The 12,352-nt window shown below is 62.4% G+C and carries 10 protein-coding genes and 4 pseudogenes; 10 read left to right on the top strand and 4 right to left on the bottom strand.

What is annotated here, in order from left to right; genetic code table 11:
- Window positions 1–118: 118 nt before the first annotated feature.
- On the bottom strand, window positions 119–1,243 hold the full coding sequence (locus tag AC0V7N_RS37985) for an IS630 family transposase (protein ID WP_258580779.1): 1,125 nt from the start codon (window positions 1,241–1,243) through the stop codon (window positions 119–121).
- A gap of 43 nt (window positions 1,244–1,286) precedes the next feature.
- On the opposite strand from AC0V7N_RS37985, the pseudogene AC0V7N_RS37980 reads away from it, so the two are divergent.
- Window positions 1,287–1,564 (top strand): annotated as a pseudogene (locus AC0V7N_RS37980) (LexA family protein).
- Between the two features lie 147 nt (window positions 1,565–1,711).
- Window positions 1,712–1,834 (top strand): hypothetical protein, encoded by a 123-nt coding sequence (locus AC0V7N_RS37975; RefSeq protein WP_496628119.1) that lies wholly within the window; start codon window positions 1,712–1,714, stop codon window positions 1,832–1,834.
- 3 nt (window positions 1,835–1,837) lie between these two features.
- Here the strand turns inward: AC0V7N_RS37975 and AC0V7N_RS37970 are convergent, their stop codons facing one another.
- On the bottom strand, window positions 1,838–3,190 hold the full coding sequence (locus AC0V7N_RS37970) for an IS5 family transposase (protein WP_464614840.1): 1,353 nt from the start codon (window positions 3,188–3,190) through the stop codon (window positions 1,838–1,840).
- 117 nt (window positions 3,191–3,307) lie between these two features.
- Between AC0V7N_RS37970 and AC0V7N_RS37965 the strand changes: the two genes are divergently transcribed.
- Window positions 3,308–3,706 (top strand): GNAT family N-acetyltransferase, encoded by a 399-nt coding sequence (locus AC0V7N_RS37965; protein ID WP_496628118.1) that lies wholly within the window; start codon window positions 3,308–3,310, stop codon window positions 3,704–3,706.
- A gap of 110 nt (window positions 3,707–3,816) precedes the next feature.
- On the top strand, window positions 3,817–4,200 hold the full coding sequence (locus AC0V7N_RS37960; protein ID WP_496628117.1) for a hypothetical protein: 384 nt from the start codon (window positions 3,817–3,819) through the stop codon (window positions 4,198–4,200).
- Between the two features lie 381 nt (window positions 4,201–4,581).
- On the opposite strand, the pseudogene AC0V7N_RS37955 reads toward AC0V7N_RS37960, so the two are convergent.
- Window positions 4,582–5,457, bottom strand: a pseudogene (locus AC0V7N_RS37955) (IS1380 family transposase); the annotation flags it as partial.
- Window positions 5,458–5,781: 324 nt separating this feature from the next.
- Between AC0V7N_RS37955 and AC0V7N_RS37950 the strand changes: the two are divergent.
- Both AC0V7N_RS37950 and AC0V7N_RS37945 read left to right on the top strand, forming a co-directional pair.
- Complete coding sequence (locus AC0V7N_RS37950; protein ID WP_496628094.1) at window positions 5,782–5,940, top strand: hypothetical protein; 159 nt, start codon at window positions 5,782–5,784, stop codon at window positions 5,938–5,940.
- Entirely contained in the window at window positions 5,933–8,158 is a 2,226-nt protein-coding gene (locus tag AC0V7N_RS37945; RefSeq protein WP_496628116.1) for a recombinase family protein, read from the top strand. The genes AC0V7N_RS37950 and AC0V7N_RS37945 overlap by 8 nt, the downstream gene beginning before the upstream one ends.
- Before the next feature lie 23 nt (window positions 8,159–8,181).
- Here the strand turns inward: AC0V7N_RS37945 and AC0V7N_RS37940 are convergent.
- Window positions 8,182–8,658: pseudogene (locus AC0V7N_RS37940) on the bottom strand (transposase); the annotation flags it as partial.
- 146 nt (window positions 8,659–8,804) lie between these two features.
- On the opposite strand from AC0V7N_RS37940, the gene AC0V7N_RS37935 reads away from it, so the two are divergent.
- The 4 genes and pseudogenes from AC0V7N_RS37935 (at window position 8,805) to AC0V7N_RS37920 (ending at window position 12,250) form a co-directional block, all read left to right on the top strand.
- Window positions 8,805–9,623, top strand: a complete 819-nt coding sequence (locus AC0V7N_RS37935) for a hypothetical protein (RefSeq protein WP_496628115.1) — start codon at window positions 8,805–8,807, stop codon at window positions 9,621–9,623.
- A 434-nt stretch (window positions 9,624–10,057) separates the two neighbouring features.
- Complete coding sequence (locus tag AC0V7N_RS37930; RefSeq protein WP_496628114.1) at window positions 10,058–10,885, top strand: Ulp1 family isopeptidase; 828 nt, start codon at window positions 10,058–10,060, stop codon at window positions 10,883–10,885.
- Window positions 10,886–11,051: 166 nt separating this feature from the next.
- A pseudogene (locus tag AC0V7N_RS37925) lies at window positions 11,052–11,585 on the top strand (IS6 family transposase); the annotation flags it as partial.
- A 191-nt stretch (window positions 11,586–11,776) separates the two neighbouring features.
- On the top strand, window positions 11,777–12,250 hold the full coding sequence (locus tag AC0V7N_RS37920; RefSeq protein ID WP_496628113.1) for a winged helix-turn-helix transcriptional regulator: 474 nt from the start codon (window positions 11,777–11,779) through the stop codon (window positions 12,248–12,250).
- Window positions 12,251–12,352 lie beyond the last annotated feature (102 nt).

The following is a 12,352-nucleotide window of genomic DNA, read 5'->3' as shown; positions in this document are numbered from 1 at the left end:
TGCCGGCAGTTCGCCGTCTCTCGATCAACTTCAGGACTGTTTATCCACTGCATTTTCCAGGGGCGATCACATCAGGTTTAGATCGGTGGCTAGAGCTCCTAGTGTCGCGTCGCGGTGATTATGACTCTTTGAGAGATGGCGTGGGATAGGATTTTGCCATCTTCGCTCGGGCCTGCTGTGTGGAGAACATCCAGCGGATGCGGGCGCCACTTTCGGTGCGGCGGCGTTCCCAGGTCCGGATCTCTGTTTCAAGGAGGTCGCGGCTAGCGATGCGGCGATCAAGACATTGGCGGCGCATAACGCCGATTTCGATCTCGACGATGTTGAGCCAACTGGCGTGCCTGGGTGTGTAGTGGAACTCCAGGCGTCGCAAGATCCGACGCGCCTCGACTGCTGGAAAGGTCTGATAGACAGCGGAGGCCGTGTGGGTTGATAGGTTATCCATCACGACGCGGACCTTGTCGGCGCCGGGATAGTCCACGTCGACCAGGTCGCGCATGCAGACGGCGAAGTCCTCGTTTGCGCGCCGGTCGGTGACCTTGACCCTGCGCCACGACCGGTTGGCGTCGACCATGACAAAGAGGTTGGCCGTGCCGTTACGCTTGTACTCGGAGTCGTAGCGGTATCGCTTTCCGGGTTTCGGCACGATGGGCACGCGCACCTCGCCGATGAGCTGGATCGGACTTTCATCGAAGCAGACCACCGGTCGCTTGGGATCATGCGGCTCGGCATAGAGATCGAGGAGATCCTCCATGCGGGCGATGTACTCCCCATCGATATTGGCGATGCACCACATCTTCTGTTGCCAGGGCTTCAGATCGTTGTCGTTCAACCGCCGGCGGACGGTGTCGCGTGAGACGCTCGGGTGTTCCATCACTTCGACCAGGGCGTTGGCCAGAAGCTTCAAAGTCCACCGGGCGCATCCCTGCGGCGGATCAGAACAGGCCAGCGCCACCAGTTGCACCTCCTGCTTGCCGCTTAGTTTGCGAGCCGCCCCCGGACGCGGCCCTTCACTGAGGGCGGCCTCCAGGCTGATCTCCACAAAGCGCTTCTTGGTGCGGTAGATGGTCGAGTCGCTGGTCTGCACCGAGATGGCGATGGCCTCGTCGGCGACCCCGGCGTCGGCGGCCAGCAGGATCTGCATCCGCTTGAGCCGCCGCACCGGCAGTTTACCCCCGCTCACCAAAGCACGCAGCTCGTCTCGTTCGGATTGGCTGAGTTCGACCCGATATCGTATGTTCATTCCCAAAGCCCTTCTTGGTGGAAGAGCCGTAGGTGAATCTACAATGAATCAATTGCTTGACCGAAGACGCCGGCGCCGACAGTACGGTTCACCGCCAAACAAGGCCAGTACCTCGCCTTCATCTGGGCCTATTCGCAGATCAATCGCCGCGCTCCGGCGGAGGCGGACTTCCAGCGCTACTTCAGGGTCACCGCACCGTCAGTCCATCAGATGCTCAAGACCCTCAACCAACTCGGCTTGATCGACAAGCAGCCCGGTGTCGCTCGCAGCATCCAGTTGCTCGTCCCGCCACAGGACCTGCCCATTCTCGGCGTAGACTAACCCGTCACAATCACTGCGACGGTACACTAGCGGAGATCTTTGATCGGCGACGAAATGAGGGGAGAGAAAATTGCTGAAGATGAGAAGGTCATCCCGCCCGTCGAGAGATGGTGACGGCAGCGGCGCGCGCCAGGGAAAGGCGCAGGCATGATCCCGACGCTTGAAAGCGAACGCCTGGTGCTGCGTGGCTGGCGCAAGGAGGACTTCCCCGCTCATGCGGCCTTCTACGCCGACCACGAGCGTATGCGCTACATGGTCGGCCCTGAATAACGGCTAAGGCGTTGATATTCCGAACGCGTGAAGACGGGTGGAAGCATCCGATTTCGCAGTTTTCGGCTGGAGTGCTTGCAGGCACCAGGCAAGCCAAAGCGCGAGAACCGTGAGGACCAGGCGCAGATTGTGGCCTGCGGCGACGAGCAGCGCATTGGTCGCATCGCCATCATGGCCGAGGAGGAAGTTGCGGTCCAGTCGGCCGTCGGTCTTCATGTGACCGATGGTGGCCTCGATGGCCGATCGTCGTTTCAGTTCCCGACACATGGTGGCCGTCAGGCCACGCTTGCGGCCGGCGACCATCACCGATCCCGCGCCGGCATAATCGTGGCCGCGATAGCCCTTGTCGACGTAGATGCGGTCCGGCTCGACGCCGCCAATCTGCGCGGCCTGATCGACCGTTGCTGCGAGCGTGTGGCCATCATACGGATTGCCCTCGAACGCCTTGGCCGCCAGCACGAGGCCCTCGCGGTTGGTTGCCGCGATCCCGACCTTGCAGCCGAATTCGTAAGGGTTGCGGGCTTTGCCCTTCGAGATGCAGACCACCTCGGGCGCGTGCAGGGAATAGATCTTGTTCCTGTCCTTCGGCTTCTGCGCCAAGAGCCGCTCGACGAGCCCGAGCAACGGGGCAAATCTGGCCTCGAGTTCGGCATTGCCGGCGATCTTGCGACCGACGTCGCGGAACACCCGGCCGAGATAGGTGCGAAGGCGCTTGAGTTCGCGACGCATCCGGCGGAACTGCCGGGCATGCGCATAGCGACCCGCCCGTACCGCCGCTGCCTTGGCCAGCCGCATGTGGCTCTGCCTGAGCATGATGCCGTACCGCTTGGCCTGACGCACCAGGATCTGGATTGCCTTGAGGTAGAGCCGGCTGTCGGTGGGGTGGGCGATCGCCTTCGGCTGCACCGTCGTGTCGACGGTGATCCGCTCCAGCGAACCGGGCTTCGCAGTCCCCGTCTCGAGTGCGACGTCGACGCTTGCCTTCAGCATTTCCTCCAGCCCCTCGGACCCGATCCGCTTGCGCCAGCGCGTCATCGTGCTGGCATCGATCGGCGGCTCGTGCTGGAAGAACTCGAAGCCGCAGAAAAACTGCCAGTACGGGTTCTCAACCCAACGCTCCACCATTTCTTCGTCGGACAGGTCGTGGACGTGCTTGAGGTAATGCAGACCGACCATCAGCCGCGTCGGCTTGGCCGGCCTGCCGATCGGGCGATAAAACCCGCCAAACGCTTCGTCAAAGCGCGACCACGGCATCAATGCCGACAACCGGACCAGCGGATGGCGCGGATTGATGATGGCATCGAGGCGCTCGCGGAACAAATCATTCTTACCGGACGACGGACGGGCTGGAAGCATTGCAAAAACACCAGGAAACGACGGGATCGAAGGTGGTTTCCGGCATTCTCCAATACTTCAAACCCGATGGGAATCCCTGCAACGCAAGGGATCCAAGAGTTTTTCAGGGCGAACTACATGGGCGGGCCTAAAAACGAATGGGAGGCCTGGACGGTTTTCGCCGCCATGCTTGGCGAATGGGTGCTGAGCGGTTACGGCCTGTTTGCCGTCCAACTCAAGGAAACCCGTTCCGTCATTGGGCGTGTCGGCCTGTGGCACCCCTCCTATCTCGACGAGCCGGAGCTCGCTTGGAGCCTCTACGCCGGTTTCGACGGCCGCGGCTATGCGGCCGAAGCCGCACGGCGCGTGCAAGTCTGGACCGCGCGCGATATCGGGCTGCCGGCGCTCATGAGCTTCGTCCATCCCGAGAACCTACCGTCGCAGGCGGTAGCGAGAAGGCTGGGTGCGACACTCCTGCCGGCTACCACTCTGTGCGGCGAGCCGCACTTGCGTTTTCGGCATCGAGTGCCGACCTGAATCCATCACCGAAAGGACGACGCTCCGAATCCGATGGCGATGCCTGCTCCAAGAAGAACTCTGCTACAACGTCGTGGAGACTGATGTTCGCGCCCGCGTGATGGGCACTGATGCGTGGGGTCGTGTGGCGAGCATTCGCTCCACCGATTGGCGGGCTCGCTTCGCACCTGTGCGCAAATTTTCACGACGTGCGCTTCGCCACTTCATTCTTCATGGAACACCACAGCCGCGACTATCACCACGAAGCTGGCGGCATCGTGGCCGACCTTGCCAGCCGAGCAGCAGGCATCCTGGGCCTTGCGAATGGCTTATCCGCGGGTTCGGCGCGCCTTGCGAACATCAATCGGAGAGGGAGGTGCGCCGCCCCAGGAATATTGGCGCCCCTCAATCGCGCCAAGCCCTATATCTGTTGTGATGTGGAGATCGACGGGCAGTTGGGCGGCGGGCACTGGCCCGCCGTCGGCAAAGGGTTTGCGCCAAATGACGTACCCTAAGTCTATTCGGATTGATCGCAGCTACGGGCACTCGGCTGTCCGGGCGATCGGGAGTACGTCAATCTGGTCGAGGGAGTGCTGGACGATTCGGCAGCGCAGTTCGACAAGTCGCGGCTTGTGCCCTTTCGCCCCATGTCGTGAGCACGTCGGCGACACCCAACGCGCGGAAGAAGTGTACCGGCGGCAGTAACTTCCGCACGATCACCTAGCCGCCTTGATGCACGGCGATCGGTTTTCGGCGGCCTGCATCGGCGATCTGGCCGCCCTCGGGGTGCATTTTGACAAAGCCTGGTGGGGCGCCGGCGATGATCCGTCGTGATGGCAGGCGGGGTTTGCAGGTTGCGGTCGGCGGGTTCGTTTCGGGGCGCCTGCGCCCCATCGTTATGTCGCGAGTTGGGGGATGCGATCGAGGACGATGTGCAGAATACGCTGGTCGGGGCAGGATGTCGGCAGGTGCAGGCGGATTTGCGTTTTCATCTCGACCACCCGCGCGGCGATTTTGATGAGGCGCAATCGCAGCGTGTCGAATTGGGCGACGGCAAAGCTCGAGCGTTTCGGCATCGCAGCGCGCAGGCCCCACATTAGCCAGTAGGCGCCGGCATGCAGGAAGAGCCGGAACTGGTTGGCCGTCGCTCTTGTGCAGGATGTGCGGTCGGCGGCAAGATGCGTCTTCCAGGACTTGATGTGGTTCTCGGCCGCGCCGCGCCGGCAGTAGAGGTCCTCGTAGAGCGCCTTGGCCTTGCCACTGGCCAGATTGGTGACGATGAAGCGGGTGTCGGCTCCTTTGGCGCCGACCTCGACCCGCGCGATGATGCGCTCCACGCGGCTCCAACTGGCGGCTCCGTCAAAGAACTCCTTGAAGCGGCGGACCTTGTTCGTCTTCGACGCCTCAAAACGCGCCAGCGTGATGGCTTCCAGATGCGCGACATGCTCGCGCAGCGTCGTGGTCGGCGCCACGCCGAGGATGAAGTCTACACCGTTGGCGCGGCACCAGTCGATGACCGGTGGACTGCAATAATGGCTGTCGGCCCGGATCAGGATCCGTGTGTGAGGCCAATTGTTCCGGATCGCCTGCACGAGGCGGCGCAGATGGGGGCGGATCTCAGCCCCGCTCGGCCGCTTGGCTGGCCGAAGAACCGCACCGACGAACCGGCCATCGCCATCGAACACCACGATCGGCTGGAAGCCGTATTCGTCATAATGGGCGTTGAACAGGCGCAATTGCTGGCCGCCATGCACGGCATCAAAGGAAACATCTCCAGACTGCCCATCACCAGGACCTTCCCGCCTCGGCAACGATCATGCGGGAGGGCCACGCCTTTGAAGGGCGGCCTCTGGCCGTAATCAGCCGCCTCAAACGCCGCGGCGAGCCAACGCTGCTTTTAGAATTGCCGGACGGCAGCCGGACCTACATTCCCGTCGCGTGGACGGATCTCGGGGGCCTGGGGGGTGGTTCCACAGCCTCGCCGGCTAATCACTCCAGCATTGGGCGGCTTTCAGACCTTCTGCATCTGCGCTTTCTGACCGACGCTCTTCTTGAACGGCGCGGCGAGTCGCCGCCCGATGACAAGGAGGAGCGACATGCAACTGAAGCTGAGATTCGCCGAGGAAGACCGCAAGCGGCCTCCCGACCCACCCACCAGGGAGACGCTGGACGCCGAGGCGCGGGCGGAGGCGTTGCGCCGGCTCGCCCTCGTGATCGCGCGCATGCTGACAGTGAGGGAGGCCGGTCATGACTGAACACAGCAAAATCGCCGCCGGTCACCAGGCCCGGCTGGCTGTCGTCTACCTGCGCCAGTCGAGCGCCTCACAGGTGGAGAACAACCGTGAATCGACCGAGCGGCAATACGCGCTCTCCGGTCGGGCGCGCGAGCTGGGTTGGCCGGACGAGCGTGTCTTGGTCATCGACGAGGACCTTGGCCTGTCCGGCTCCGGCAGCGTCATGCGCGCCGGCTTTGCGCGGCTGACCAGCGAGGTGGCGCTGGCCCGGGTCGGCATCGTGCTTGGCCTGGAGGTTTCGCGGCTGGCGCGCAACAATGCCGACTGGCACCGGCTGATCGAGTTGGCCGGGCTGACCGATACGCTGATTGGCGATGCCGACGGGATCTACCACCCGGCTCTGTTCAACGATAGGCTTTTGCTCGGGTTGAAAGGCGCCATGAGCGAGGCCGAATTGCACGTCCTGCGCGCCCGCCTCAATGGCGGCATCCGCAACAAGGCAGCGCGCGGTGAATTGCGCCGCGGCCTACCGATCGGCTTCGTCTGGGGCGAGGCGGACGGCGAGATCCTGATCCATCCCGACGAGGCCGTCGCCCATGCCATCCGCACCGTCTTTGCCCGCTTTGCCGAGCTCGGCTCGGCGCGCCGCGTGTGGCTGTGGTTCCGCGAGCAAGCGATGAAGTTCCCGCTGTGGCTTAATGCACGCACCGAGCTGCGCTGGGGCGAGGCCAGCTACCACGCGATTCACAGCGTGCTTGCCAATCCAGTCTATGCCGGCGCCTATGTCTATGGCAAGTATCGCCGAGAGACGGTGCTCGACGAAACCGGCGCGCGGTGCAAGCGGATACGCAAGCTGCCGATGGAAGACTGGCAAGTGCTGATCAAGGACCACCACCAGGGCTATATCGATTGGCCCACCTTCGAGGCCAATCGAGAGCGCATGGCGGCCAACACCCAACCCCGGACGCACGCCAAGGCGCAGGAACAGGCCGGTGGCGCCGCCAGAGAGGGTGGCGCCCTGCTGCAGGGCATTGCCCGCTGCGGCCACTGCGGGCGACGGCTGCACACCCATTATCGCGGCCGCACCGTGACGCCGGGCTACCATTGTCCCGGCAAGGTGGTCGTCGAGGGCAGAGGCGTCCATTGCCTCAATGTTGGCGGCGGGCAGATCGATGAAGCCGTGGTGGCGGCCTTCCTGGAGGCGCTGGAGCCGGTGCGCCTGACCGCCACGCTCGAAGCGGCCGAGCGGCTGGAGAACGATCGCGACGCAGCACTCAAGCAATGGCGGCTCGACGTGGAGCGCGCCGCCTTCGCCGTCAACCGCGCCGAGCGCCGCTATTGCGCCGTCGATCCCGACAATCGCCTGGTCGCCCGCAGGCTCGAGCAGGAGTGGGAGGAGGCGTTGCGCGCACTGGAGGCGGCAAAGGCGGAACTGGCGCGGCGCGAGGAGCAGCGTCCGCGCGTCCTGTCGGCCACGGAGCGGGAAAAGCTGCTTGCCCTCGGGGCCGATCTGGCGAGCGTTTGGTACGCGCCCACCACCACGCCGCGTGACCGCAAGGAATTGCTGCGCACGCTCCTCGATGAGGTCACCCTCCATGTCGATCGCGACGAGGCAGCGGCGCTTCTCGTCCTGCGCTGGAAGGGCGAGGCTACGAGTCGCCTCACCGTCGCCTTGCCGCGCTCGCGGCCGGCGACGGTTCGTACCGACGAGGACACGCTGGCGCTGCTGCGGCGGCTGGCACCGCATTATCCCGACGCGGTCATTGCCGGCGTCCTCAACCGCCAGGGCCGCCGAACGGCGTACGGCCACCGGTTTGACGCCAACCGCGTCGGCTATCTGCGTAAGCACTGGAAGATTCCCGCCTGCAAGGCCAAGCCACCAGCCGCCGACGGCGACATCGTCACCGTCCGTCAGGCCGCTGCCGCGCTCGGCGTGGCGCCATCGACGCTTCACCGCCATGTCAACGACGGCCTCATCCCGGGCGAACAGGTGACACCCGGTGCGCCATGGCGCATTCGCCTGACCGCCGAACTCAAGGCCCGCTTCCTGGCCACGCCTGGCGAAGGCTTTGAGCCCATCCGCGACGCCATGGAGAACCTCGGCCTGTCGCGCCAGGTCGTGTTGCAGCGAGTAAAACGCGGCGAACTCGAAGCCGTCCATGTCGTGCGTGGACAGAGAAAAGGCCTATGGATCAAGATGATAGACCAAAATCCCAGCCTCTTCGAACAGATACCGTGAACCAGGGGGTATTATGACAATGGATCCAACGTGTCGTCGATGTCGAGCACAATCCGCTTCGGCACCTGCCGGAAGGAAGCGCAATAGAGGTCGACCATCGGCGGCCCCATCGCGACCAGCTCCCGCACGCCGGGCAGGTTCTCCAGCCGGCAGATCGTCGACTGGGAGGCCAGATCCCGACCCGACGGCAGCGCATCCTGGGCCATCTTGAAGACCGGATCGGAGCGCAGCCGGTTGGCGTCATTGCCATCCTCATAGCCGGCGGCGATCATCTTCATGCGAAAGCCGATCATGTCCGCCAGGCTGTGCACGACCTGGTCCGGGCAGCGCGGATCGTCGATGCAGCGCGCCAGACGCTCGGCCACCCGCAGCCGCTTTTCCACCTCGGCCAGAGCCAGAACACCGCTGTTCGACGACAGCAGGCCGCCGTCAAAACGGGCGATGACGGATTTGCCGCCCACTGATGACAAACCGCTCAGCGGCAGGGTAAGATCATTCATGGCGGGTGTGGTCTCCGGAACATGGCGCGGATCGGCCTAAGCAACCAAATCCTACGTCATTTCAATGGCTTGCACTACATCCGCCAACTCACCATGAATTTTCCGGGCTAGGTCATCTCCGGACCTCGCAGTCAACGGGCGGAGTCATGCCGATCGGCCGCGCTAAGCTGAATCCTCGCCCCCAGAACGTGACGCTCATCAATTCCGAAGACGCGGCACCGATGGAGTCGAGGCGGGTCGGCGACGCCGCTGCGCATCACAGCGCGTCACAGGAAGCTGGCAGTTGGGCAAAGAAGCTTCCTGCGAAAGCGCACGATCAGGATGTGCGTTGGGAGCTGATGGACGAACCGGGCCCTTCGTCATCTCTCGAGCCCGCCGCGCGCCATGACCAGGCACCGGATCCCGGAGAGTCCAATCACCAGCGGTCCCCGGGCGAGCTGATGGGTGCACCTGCCTGGAGCAACCTCCTGCCAAGCGAGGAGGTCCTCATCGACGATGAGCATGACACGGCTGAGTTGAGGCCAGCGAAGAGGCAGAGGACCCTGGACGATCCGCAAGGCCTTGCCGCCGAGCGGCAGCTGAGCGAGATCGCTAATTCAGGCGGTCGCCTGCTGACGCCGCCCCTCGCCCATCAACTGGGTGCATCGCCATGGGAGGCGCGGCCGATAATGCAGGGGAGCGGGTACGAAGACGCCGCGGCGCCGCATGCGGTCGCGTCCGTTGGGGACGCCGCTCTGCAGCAGGGACCTGTCAGTTGGCCATTGGTCCGCGCGGAAGGTTACGATCATGCTCTGATGGTTGAAGACGGCCCACCGTGGTCCGGGTTTCTCCCTGAGCAGGCGCAGGACATAGTCCAAGCTGGACGGCAGGAACCTGCCAGGCCCACGTCAACCTGGTCGCTGCAGATGCCGCTCAACTTTGATTGGAGTATGTGGCCAACGTCGGAAGCAGCGCCAGTGCACTAAGTCAGAGCTCGCTCAGAGACCTCCGGGGATTTTGAGGCTGCGGTTAATCCCAATCCGTCCGGGCCAGTACCGGGTCAAAACCAGGGCACTCGACCGCCCGGCTCGCCGCTCGCGCTTTCTCCGCTGCCAGCCTCCTCGGACGATGAAGCTATGGCGTGGTTGAGCGAGGAGTTGGAGCAGTGGCAGATGCGGTGGCAGTCCACGATGCAAGCGACAGGGTCCGCCGCCGTCCCGCGGGCGGAAGGGCTTGATGCCGCTCGGCTCATCCATCGCGGTCGACTTTCGCCGATGAGTGAAGCTGCGCCAGCGGCACCGGCAAGAGCTCCCAACACGCCTCGCCAGTAACCGCCAGGCTGCCAAACACCTACCGCGGTCTTCCAGTGGTTGATGTGACTACGCCTACGACCACCTCCTCCGATGCCCAGATCGGGGCGATGGATCCGACAGCCTCGTCCAATGTCCCCAAGGGGTCGGTGCTCGGCGCCGAGGAGTGGCTGAGCGACGCCCATATCCTGAGGGATTACCTGTTCCTGGCGCAGGCGCTGCAGGGGATCGATCCAACGCTCGCCGGGCAAACGCAGTTGGTGGATCCCCTCATAGCCAATGGTCCCCTGCGCTTCCGCAGTTTCAGCGAAATCGAGAGGCTATACGCATTGCAGCGCATTCTCTATGATCAGGACGGCAACGACACGGCCGACTTCCTGTTCCTGCCGGTGAACAATGCCACTGAGCATAGCCTCGGCACCCATTGGTCGCTGCTGCTGGTTGATCGCCGCAACCGGGAAAGGCCGGTCGCCTATCACTACGACTCCCTCCAACGAAAGGGATACAACGACGTGCCTGCAACACAGCTCGCGAGACTGCTGAACGCCACCTTGGCGCCAGCCCGCATGCCCCGACAGCCGAACGATTACGATTGCGGCGTCTTTGTGGTGGACGGCACGCGGGCGCTGGTTGAACGGTTGGTCGACGAGGAGCGGCCGGACAACGAGCCGCTGCACCTCGACTACCTCGTCGCCGATCGGCAGGCGCTGCAAGACCGGCTGAGAGGGCGCTTGCCGCACGAGGAAGAGCCGCGGCAGCTGTTGGATGATGAACCCGGCTCCCCACCAATAATGGCATTCGAGCCAGGGGAACTCCGGCAACTGTTGGATTATGAGCCTGCCTCCTCTTCGCCACGAATTAGTTCGACCCCACATGCGCGAACGGACGGTGTTCATCAGCCAACGCAGGCGCCGTGGCTCCCTGAACGCAAAAGATAACTTTGCGGTGGAGGAGCGGTAACGGAACAACCGGTGGCGTCGGCGCCATTTTCCACCCGGAAGCAGGGCTATCGCATTTGAGTCATGAGTTGGAAGGGTGCTGTCACATTGATTGAGCGGTAAGGAAATTGAGGTAGCAGCGCGCCTATGACCGTGAATGCACCGACTTACAAGAACCACCGCTATCCGATCGAAATCATGGGCCCGTGCTGTCTGGCTCTACTTCCGCTTCAATCTGAGCCTGCGATGTCGAGGAAATGCTGCTCGATCGCGGGATCGTCGTTTCCTACGAGACCATCCGCCGATGGTGCCGAAAGCACGGCCCTGATTATGCGCGCCGCATACGCCGCAAGGCACCAACGAAGGACGATGTCTGGCACCTGGATGAAGTCGTGGTGTGCATCAACGGTCAGAAATGCTGGTTGTGGAGAGCGGTAGATCAGGACGGATATGTGCTCGACGAGATTGTCCAGACGCGTCGCAACACCAAGGCCGCCAGGCGCCTGCTGACGCGACTTCTGAAGAAGCAGGGTCTGCCGCCAAAGCGTATGATCACCGACAAACTGCGCTCCTACGGGGCGGCCCAACGCCAAGTCATGCCGAACGTGGAACACCGCTCGCAAAAGGCTTGAACAACCGGGCGGAGAATTCTCACCTGCCGTTCCGAAAACAGGAACGAACGCGACAGAAACATCAAAGCTGATGTTGAGGCCGCGACAGAAGGTGCGTTATCCCTTTTCTTTTTCGTGAGCCCAGAGTTGCAGGGGCTGTTACAATTCGGCAAATGTGGCAGGGTGGCGACGCATTGCCGCGGCATCCTCTGCCGGCCACATAGCCAGCACTGCTGAAAGAACGTTCAGGAAGATCTTATCGTCCGGTAGAGTAAGTGATATGAACAAGCTAGACCGCATGGATTACCGGATTCTGGATGTGCTCCAAGAAAACGGCCGGCTCCCAATTAAGATCCTCGCCGACAGGGTCGGCATCTCCGTGTCGCCGTGTTGGCAGAGGGTCAAAAAGCTCGAAAAAGACGGAATCATCCGTCGTTACATTGCAGAAATAGCGATTGAAAAGTTGCAAAGTATCCAGATTGTTTTAGCTAAGGTAGTCCTGTCGAGGCAAAATCGCGATGCATTACATTTCTTCGAACGCCATATGTGCGCCATTCCCGAAGTTGTGGAATGTTACGAAGTAATGGGTCAATTTGACTATCACATCAAATTTATTGTTTCCTCCATTGACCACTATACTGAGATCGCAGAGAGATTTCTAACTCCTGAATTTGGTGTTGAAAGGTATTTCAGCGACATAGTGAGTCGGGTTGCCAAAGAGGATCGGGCTGTCCATTTTCGCAGTTTAGTATAATCGATGTGCTGTAGTTTCGACGAGCAATTAGTCCACCTAAGTGATGGGAACGATCGAGGTAAACCTGCAGAAGCCAAGAGTGTTGGAGTGGTCGATAGATCC

This window comes from Mesorhizobium kamtschaticum, assembly GCF_056174585.1.
This window is presented reverse-complemented; position numbering and strand designations above follow the sequence as displayed.

Coding starts and splice junctions, on each gene's coding strand:
- AC0V7N_RS37935 (WP_496628115.1), top strand. CDS start 8,805: ATGCCGATCGGCCGCGCTAAGCTGAATCCTCGCCCCCAGAACGTGACG.
- AC0V7N_RS37950 (WP_496628094.1), top strand. CDS start 5,782: ATGCAACTGAAGCTGAGATTCGCCGAGGAAGACCGCAAGCGGCCTCCC.
- AC0V7N_RS37975 (WP_496628119.1), top strand. CDS start 1,712: ATGATCCCGACGCTTGAAAGCGAACGCCTGGTGCTGCGTGGCTGGCGC.
- AC0V7N_RS37965 (WP_496628118.1), top strand. CDS start 3,308: ATGGGCGGGCCTAAAAACGAATGGGAGGCCTGGACGGTTTTCGCCGCC.
- AC0V7N_RS37960 (WP_496628117.1), top strand. CDS start 3,817: ATGCGTGGGGTCGTGTGGCGAGCATTCGCTCCACCGATTGGCGGGCTC.
- AC0V7N_RS37945 (WP_496628116.1), top strand. CDS start 5,933: ATGACTGAACACAGCAAAATCGCCGCCGGTCACCAGGCCCGGCTGGCT.
- AC0V7N_RS37920 (WP_496628113.1), top strand. CDS start 11,777: ATGAACAAGCTAGACCGCATGGATTACCGGATTCTGGATGTGCTCCAA.
- AC0V7N_RS37970 (WP_464614840.1), bottom strand. CDS start 3,190: ATGCTTCCAGCCCGTCCGTCGTCCGGTAAGAATGATTTGTTCCGCGAG.
- AC0V7N_RS37985 (WP_258580779.1), bottom strand. CDS start 1,243: ATGAACATACGATATCGGGTCGAACTCAGCCAATCCGAACGAGACGAG.
- AC0V7N_RS37930 (WP_496628114.1), top strand. CDS start 10,058: ATGGATCCGACAGCCTCGTCCAATGTCCCCAAGGGGTCGGTGCTCGGC.